This is a genomic window from Coleofasciculus sp. D1-CHI-01, assembly GCF_040218875.1.
In the GTDB taxonomy this organism is placed as follows: Bacteria; Cyanobacteriota; Cyanobacteriia; order Cyanobacteriales; family Coleofasciculaceae; genus Coleofasciculus.
Map to the genome: position 1 here is coordinate 1 of NZ_JAVJQP010000022.1, position 7,521 is coordinate 7,521.

8 protein-coding genes and 2 pseudogenes are annotated in these 7,521 nt (G+C 45.8%); 5 read left to right on the forward strand and 5 right to left on the reverse strand.

What is annotated here, in order from left to right:
• The 4 genes and pseudogenes from RIB93_RS04200 to lhgO form a co-directional block, all read left to right on the forward strand.
• Positions 1-245 (forward strand): annotated as a pseudogene (locus tag RIB93_RS04200) (hypothetical protein); the annotation flags it as partial.
• A 388-nt stretch (positions 246-633) separates the two neighbouring features.
• Positions 634-2,352, forward strand: a complete 1,719-nt coding sequence (gene hflX / locus RIB93_RS04205) for a GTPase HflX (RefSeq protein WP_446370593.1) — start codon at positions 634-636, stop codon at positions 2,350-2,352.
• Positions 2,324-2,527 carry a hypothetical protein gene (locus RIB93_RS04210; RefSeq protein ID WP_446370579.1) on the forward strand — a complete coding sequence of 68 codons (204 nt, stop codon included), beginning with the start codon at positions 2,324-2,326 and terminating at the stop codon, positions 2,525-2,527. The genes hflX and RIB93_RS04210 overlap by 29 nt, the downstream gene beginning before the upstream one ends.
• A gap of 45 nt (positions 2,528-2,572) precedes the next feature.
• A complete protein-coding gene (lhgO, locus tag RIB93_RS04215; protein ID WP_446370581.1) occupies positions 2,573-3,763 on the forward strand; it encodes an L-2-hydroxyglutarate oxidase in 1,191 nt (396 codons plus the stop codon).
• A 34-nt stretch (positions 3,764-3,797) separates the two neighbouring features.
• Here lhgO and RIB93_RS04220 read toward each other — a convergent pair whose 3' ends face one another.
• The 5 genes from RIB93_RS04220 to RIB93_RS04240 form a co-directional block, all read right to left on the reverse strand.
• Positions 3,798-4,145: a hypothetical protein gene (locus tag RIB93_RS04220; protein ID WP_446370583.1), complete on the reverse strand. Its 348-nt coding sequence runs from the start codon at positions 4,143-4,145 to the stop codon at positions 3,798-3,800.
• Between the two features lie 48 nt (positions 4,146-4,193).
• Positions 4,194-4,511, reverse strand: coding sequence for a hypothetical protein (locus RIB93_RS04225; RefSeq protein WP_446370585.1), 318 nt, complete (start codon positions 4,509-4,511; stop codon positions 4,194-4,196).
• A 208-nt stretch (positions 4,512-4,719) separates the two neighbouring features.
• Positions 4,720-5,595 carry an SDR family oxidoreductase gene (locus tag RIB93_RS04230; RefSeq protein ID WP_446370587.1) on the reverse strand — a complete coding sequence of 292 codons (876 nt, stop codon included), beginning with the start codon at positions 5,593-5,595 and terminating at the stop codon, positions 4,720-4,722.
• A 509-nt stretch (positions 5,596-6,104) separates the two neighbouring features.
• A complete protein-coding gene (gene xth, locus RIB93_RS04235; RefSeq protein ID WP_446370589.1) occupies positions 6,105-6,899 on the reverse strand; it encodes an exodeoxyribonuclease III in 795 nt (264 codons plus the stop codon).
• 6 nt (positions 6,900-6,905) lie between these two features.
• Positions 6,906-7,244 carry a CHAT domain-containing protein gene (locus tag RIB93_RS04240; protein ID WP_446370591.1) on the reverse strand — a complete coding sequence of 113 codons (339 nt, stop codon included), beginning with the start codon at positions 7,242-7,244 and terminating at the stop codon, positions 6,906-6,908.
• 138 nt (positions 7,245-7,382) lie between these two features.
• On the opposite strand from RIB93_RS04240, the pseudogene RIB93_RS04245 reads away from it, so the two are divergent.
• Positions 7,383-7,521, forward strand: a pseudogene (locus tag RIB93_RS04245) (IS200/IS605 family transposase); the annotation flags it as partial.

Consider the following 7,521-nt stretch of genomic DNA (forward strand, 5'->3'; position numbering starts at 1 on the left):
CCTCACCACCAACGGAAAAACAAAACCCGCCCTCCTCACCACCAACGGAAAAACAAAACCCGCCCTCCTCACCACCAACGGAAAAACAAAACCCGCCCTCCTCACCACCAACGGAAAAACAAAACCCGCCCTCCTCTTGTGCAATAATGCCACCAGAATACTACAAAAACAATGGGTTCGTAGTAGGCACGAAGTTATTGGTTGGGTTCAAAATTTTGGCAGGGCGGGTTTTGAATGAAATGTAGTGATTTCCCCGTTACGTGAGTTCCTAAACCCGCCCCTACATTTGGATTGGCTGGTAGATATAGCACTACGCACTAAGGTTAGGTCAATTCTAGGATACATTTACTGCCGGGTAAAGAAATTCGTTAATTTGGCTGAATCTTAAACAAGACAACAAAACCCGCCGTCTGCTTAACCGTGCGGCGTGAGTTTTGGATTGAGGTTATTGGTTGGGTTCAAAATTTTGGCAGGGCGGGTTTTGGATGAAATGGTGTAATTTCCCCGTTACTTGAGTTCCTAAACCCGCCCCTACATTTGGATTGGCTGGTAAGGAATCCTCGTGCGTTGACACCGGGGAGGATCTAAAATAAACAAAAGTAGAGTCAGGAGCCAGTTTACTGGGAGTCGCCTATCGAAACGATCTATGGCAATCTTGTCGGCTTAAAGCCTAGCCAGCTTAAACAACTGCAACGCCTCTATCACCAGCGCTTACCGGGCGATCGCTTGACGACGCCGGAATTTGCCCAACGGTTAGCCGCGATTAGCGCTGATCTCAAACAGCCCTTGTGTACTTACCTGAATCGTCGAGGACAGGTGATTCGAGTGGGAGTGGGAACACCAACGCAAACCAAAATCCCCCCATTGGAGTTACCCCGCTATGGTGCAGAACGATTGTGTGGGATTCGCTGTATTGCGACTCAACTCAAATCCCATACCCCGCGTAACCCGGACTTAACCGCCATGGCGATTCAGCGCTTAGATGCGTTAGTTCTGCTAACTGTGAGTGAGTCAGGATTTGAACGGCGGGGGGGAGGCGCAACCGGATATGTGAACGAAACCTATTTAGCCCACCTGATTCCCGTTACTCAGTCATCCAGACAAGACAACGATGGTCAACCCAATTGGCTTATGTCCCCAGCATTAAGTCTGGATGTATTGACAAAACAAGATTTCTTTGATTTAGTCGAAGGACTTGAAGCCGAATTCCGTCGTGAATTTATCGCCCAACACGTCGATGTTGATCAAGATCGGGTGTTGATTGTCGGGTTAATGACAGGGAATATGAGTAAGGGGCAGTTTGAAAACGGGTTAGCCGAAATTGCCCGACTGGTGCAAACCGCCGGAGGGGAAGTATTACAGACGCTGCGACAAAGGCGATCGCAACCCCATCCCCAAACCGTTGTCGGCGCGGGAAAAGTGCAGGAAATTGCCCTGACGGTGCAGACATTAGGGGCGAATCTGGTCGTATTTGACCGCGACTTATCCCCCGCCCAAATCCGCAACTTAGAAGCCCAAACTGGGGTACGAGTCGTTGATCGCACGGAAGTCATCCTCGATATATTCGCCCAACGCGCCCAATCCCGTGCCGGGAAATTACAAGTCGAATTAGCCCAATTAGAATACATGCTGCCGCGCCTCACGGGTCGAGGTCAAGCCATGTCCCGATTAGGCGGTGGAATTGGCACTCGTGGACCAGGGGAAACCAAACTGGAAACCGAACGCCGTGCAATTCAGCGCCGGATTGCCCGATTGCAACAAGAGGTGAACCAGTTGCAGGCACACCGATCGCGGATGCGACAACGACGCCAAAAACAAGATGTGCCAACGATTTCTGTTGTGGGTTATACAAATGCGGGCAAATCGACGTTGTTAAATACATTAACGAATGCCGAAGTTTACACCGCTGATCAATTGTTTGCCACCCTTGACCCCACTACCCGACGTTTACCGATTACTTATGCGGAGACTGGGGAATCGATTACAGTGTTGCTAACCGACACCGTGGGATTCATTCACGAATTACCACCCCCCCTCGTCGATTCCTTCCGCGCCACCCTAGAAGAGGTGACAGAAGCCGATGCGTTAATCCATCTGGTGGATTTATCCCATCCCGCATGGCAAAATCATATTCGTTCAGTCATGTCCATTTTGGCAGACATGCCCGTGACACCCGGACCGATTCTAGTGGTGTTTAACAAGATTGACGAAGTAGACAGTGATACCCTAACCTTAGCCCAAGAAGAATTTCCCCAAGGGGTATTTGTTTCAGCTAGCAAACGGTTAGGACTAGAAACTCTGCGGCAAAAAATAGCCCAGTTAGTTGAGTACGCGATCGCACCGCAAATGTAGATGGGAAGATGGGGAAGATGGGGGAGATGGGGGAGATGGGGGAGATGGGGGAGATGGGGGAGATGGGGAAGATGGGGGAGATGAGAGAACTTTCCTTGTCTGTGTAATCAGTGTCAATAAGCTCTCACCTCCCTACCCCTATCTCTCCAATAAATCCGTGAAATCAGTGTTTTGACCAATGACCAATGACAAATGACAAATGACCAATGACAAATGACCAATGACACAATATAATTTTACAATTATCGGTGGCGGAATAGTTGGCTTGTCTACAGCGTTAGCCATCGGACAACGCTACCCTGACTGTAAGATTTTAGTCTTGGAAAAAGAGAACCGTTGGGCATATCATCAGACAGGCAATAATAGCGGGGTCATTCATTCGGGGATTTATTATAAACCAGGCAGTTTTAAATCAAAGTTTGCCCGTGAAGGGAATCTGTCTATGGTCAGATTTTGTCAGGAACATGGGATTCCTCATGATGTTTGTGGCAAAGTGATTGTAGCGACAGAAGCGGAGGAATTGCCGTTGCTGGATAATCTCTATCAACGGGGATTAGAAAATGGGTTAACAGTGACTCGAATTAGTCCAGAAGAAGTCTCTGAAATTGAACCTCATGTCCGTTCTGTTGGTGGAATTCGGGTGGCGGCGACGGGGATTGTGGATTATCGGCAAGTGTGTGAAAAATATGTGGAATTAATTACCGCCCAAGGGGGAGAACTGCGATTAAATACCACGGTGCAAAATCTGCGGGAAACATCTGACGGTTTAGTCGTTGAAACCAATCAAGGAGAATTTGAAACGGGGATGGCGATTAACTGTGCTGGATTGCAGAGCGATCGCGTGGTGAAATTGGGTCAAATGCAGCCACCAGCTAAGATTGTACCATTTCGGGGGGAATATTACGAATTGAAGCCGGAAAAGCGATATCTGGTGAAACATCTAATTTATCCGGTTCCGAATCCTAATTTTCCCTTCTTAGGCGTACATTTTACCCGCATGATTGATGGCGGTATTCATGCGGGTCCAAATGCAGTGCTAAGTTTTAAGCGGGAAGGGTATAAAAAGACCGATTTTGACTGGGAAGATTTTGTGGAAATTATTACATTTCCAGGGTGTTGGAAATTGGCACAAAGTTATTGGAAAATTGGCGTGGATGAAATTATTCGTTCCTTTAGTAAAGCTGCATTTGTTCGCAGTTTACAACGGTTAATTCCGGAGATTCAAGCCGATGATTTAATCCCTACTCATGCAGGCGTTCGCGCCCAAGCCTTGATGGAGAATGGTCAATTAGTGGATGATTTTCTGATTGTCGAAGGACATAAAACCCTACATGTCTGTAATGCGCCCTCTCCAGCGGCTACCGCTTCCCTGGAAATTGGACGTGCGATCGCGGATCGGATTGAGGGTTGATATGGCTTTCGTTTAGATACTCATCACCAAGATATCACGGGCGTTTGTTTTCCATTCTTGAAGACTTTTTGGACAAATAATCTTTAAACATTTGGTTCCCTGATGGTGAAGTCTCGAACAGTAAAAATACAAACCAAGCCATGACACTCATAACCAGATGTTCGCCACCATCTTCCACCATACCGATAAAGTCCTCTACAATTTCTATAGATAATGATCGGCTCATAATATGCAACATATCTATGATAATTCCAAAGAACGCCAGCATGAACAGCATACCAATCATATACCTTGATGCTTGCCTAGCAATAGAATCACTGAATCGATAGGCAATCGCGATTAAAAACAGAAAAAATAAACTGGCTAAAATTGATATTACCAATTCACCTAAATCTTCTGGTCGTAAGTTAAATAGGCTGGGAAAAGCTAGCTACTTACTAATAGAATCTCCTCCGGTTTCATGGATTTCCATAGAATCATCGAGTAACAGGTAAACAAATAATAGAGACCAAGCCAGATAGAGAAAGGTCTGTTTTTTTATAGCTAAAATCAAAAATAAAAGCGCAATCCAGTATGCTTTTACATATTGAAATACCTCAGGGTATCCCCTATCCCTTGAAAGGGAGAAAGATGAATCCGAAATCAATTCAGTCGTCTTATAAATAATATGCAAAGCAATAAAAAGCAAATCTGTGGATATAAGCACGAATAAAAGCCGATTTGACCAGTTTTCTAAATTAATTTTCATTATGATACCCTAGCCTTTGAATGGTTAATTATATCAAATTCAGTACCCGAACCCACCCAGACCAATTGATCTGTAGGGGCGACCCGCCGCATACAATTAACAACACCTAACCCTTAATTCTATCGGGTCGCCCTGCATCAAGCTTAACAAAATCTAGGGCTAAGGTTCCCTTACTACGAACAGGCTAAAGCTCTTACTACGAACGAGATTATGTCACTAAATACCGCTTAATAAAATGTTCTAGAGATTCCATATTCAAATTGTAGATAGACTCAATCTCGGCAATTTGTTCCGGCGTACAGAAAAATTCATTCGTGAGTAAGGTTCGCAGCGTATTTAACCCATTGCGAACTTTGGGATTAACTAACTCTAATGCCGTTTTTACCCCATCAAAGACAAATAAGGGCGGATTGATAATAATCGGTTCCCGATTAAACACACGACCAAAAATCTGAGGGATATCTTCCCGTTTGAGAATATCGGGTCCTCCTACCGGAAAAATTTGATTGTGTGCGGCTTCAATGCTAATCGAATCAACGGCAATTTTTGCTAAATCATCGGTACTCACAATAGAGGAGCGATGTTTGGGATTCCCGTTGAGCAGATAAACCCCAGTTTCACGAAATCGCTCCGCTAATGGTAAAAGATTGGAGGCAAAACCAGAGGGGCGAAGAATCGTATAGGTAATATCACTCCCTTGTAAATACTTTTCCGTCGCTCGCTTCGCTTTAAACACGGGGGCATTTTCATACTCTCGTTCTGCACCTAATACTGAAATATAAACAAACTGCTTAATTCCCAGCACTTTTGCCTGATCAATCAGTTCTCGATTGGCGCGATAATCGATGGCTTGAGCATTGCCTCCAGACCCGTGAGCGCTAATAATATAATCAACTCCCTGACAGGCTTTTTCGATGTCTCTATCATCGCTCAAATCGCCAATAAAAACCTCCGCGCCTCGGTTTTCTAATTCCTTGTAATTTGACGATAATCGAACAAATGCCCGCACGGGTAATTCCTGTTCCCGTAACACCCGGACAATCCGGCGTCCTAATCCTCCCGTAGCACCTGTTACTAAATACATAAAAACCTCCTCATTCTCTGCGTTAATATACAGGGCGACCCCTCACCCCCAGCCCCTCTCCCGACCCCCCTCGTTCCCCCCTACAAGAGGGGGGATGACAGAGGATGCTTCGCTTTTTTTTGCACGGGAGAGGGGAGTAAGAGAATCCTTACTTTTGTCTTTAAGTTAACACTAAGAGCAAGCGGGTCGCCTCTACAGATTTTTTATTACCAAATGTCGCTTTTACAGATTTTCTATGTTTGCCATTCATCACCCGCGATCGCACAAAATTATCTTAACTCGAATGGCACTGACTTTAGAGTTTGTAGTCAGCGCTGTCTTCGCTTCTGGCACGCTTCGTGCCTACTACAAACCCAGCTTTAAGTCAGTGCTATCGATCTTATACCAAGTTGCAGTCTAAGGTAGAATCTGTCATGCTGAGCAGAATGCAGTGAAACGGAATGACGCTCGCGCATCTGTCCAGATTCTTCGCTTCGCTCTCCAATGACATGATAGAACGCAACTTGGTATTAACTCTCAAATTCAACAATCACTGGTGCATGATCGCTCGGTTTCTCCAGTTTTCTGGGTTCTACATCAATCCTACAACGGGTTGCGGCTTCATAGAGCTTCGGCGTCAGATAATGATGGTCAATTCGCCACCCTCGATTGCGGCTAAACCCACCACGGCGATAATCCCACCAACTAAAATGACCCCCGTCTTGAGTAAACTTGCGAAACGCATCTCCTAAGCCTAGCGCTAACACTTCCTCTAAGGCTTGGCGTTCTGCTGGCGATGCCATGATATGCTTGTCTTTATTCTTGGGATTATGAATATCTCGGTCATCGGGAGCAATGTTAAAATCCCCACAGATACAGAGTTGATGAGGTTGAGTCTCTAAGAGCGATCGCACATACTCTTTTAACAGCTTTAACCAGCTTAGTTTATACTCGTACTTCTCACTTCCCACCTCAGCACCATTGGGAACATAGAGATTAATAATCCGGACGCCATCCAGAATCCCGGTAATCACCCGCTTTTGCCCGTCCAATTCTCCCACCTCTTCCGGCGTCAACACGCCTGTAAACCCCACAGTCACCGCTTCTAAAGGTTTACGGCTAAACAGTGCTACCCCGTTATAGGCTTTTTGCCCCGACACATAGAGATGATAGCCTAAGTCTTCAAAAGGCGATCGCGGAAATTGCTCATCCACTACCTTGGTTTCTTGCAAACACAGCACATCCACAGGATTTGCGGTTAACCACTGACAGACATGATCTTGGCGGGTACGAATTGAGTTGACATTCCAGGTAGCAATTTTCATAAAATTCTATAATCTGTTCAATTGTACGGCTTTTGTCTCTCCTTGACAGATCCAAGCGCCCCAGAAGTAAGGATGGGCAAGGGGTTGATCGGTTTCACTCAATTGTCGAGTCTGGGGTAATGCGTTCTCTAATTCGGCTAAGATGCTACGACCGAATTTAGATTGCTGTAACTGTTTAACCGTAATGGTGCGAATATAATCTTGAGCCTCTTTTAATGCTACACGTCGCCCGATACCCTGACGCAGATTGGATAAGAAGCGATTCATCAACAAGGCGGTAGCGCGATCGGGAACTGACCGAAAAATAGGGGGAGTTTGAGGGGGTGGAACGCAAGCCCCTGTCATTACTATGCACGGGGATAAGTTTCACCCCCTCAAATAAACAATTGAGCGACAGCGAATCATTATATGGCAGCCATGTTGTATGATGATTGCCATGGACAGGAAGTTTAAGTCTAACAGCAACATCGTTTACTCCTGTAAGGGCGTTCTTCTCGATACCTCAGGCAAGAATTCTCGTGGCTCAAAAGTCGAATTCCGACACTGTGGACAAACTCCTATTTCGTTGCCACTGTAGGGGGCGCACCATTGAAAGCGGTCAAAAAGTACATTCAAGCTCAAA

Excerpts from the sequence above, each read along its gene's own strand:
- lhgO (WP_446370581.1), top strand. The coding sequence starts at position 2,573 with ATGACACAATATAATTTTACAATTATCGGTGGCGGAATAGTTGGCTTG.
- RIB93_RS04225 (WP_446370585.1), bottom strand. The coding sequence starts at position 4,511 with ATGAAAATTAATTTAGAAAACTGGTCAAATCGGCTTTTATTCGTGCTT.
- RIB93_RS04230 (WP_446370587.1), bottom strand. The coding sequence starts at position 5,595 with ATGTATTTAGTAACAGGTGCTACGGGAGGATTAGGACGCCGGATTGTC.
- xth (WP_446370589.1), bottom strand. The coding sequence starts at position 6,899 with ATGAAAATTGCTACCTGGAATGTCAACTCAATTCGTACCCGCCAAGAT.
- RIB93_RS04240 (WP_446370591.1), bottom strand. The coding sequence starts at position 7,244 with ATGACAGGGGCTTGCGTTCCACCCCCTCAAACTCCCCCTATTTTTCGG.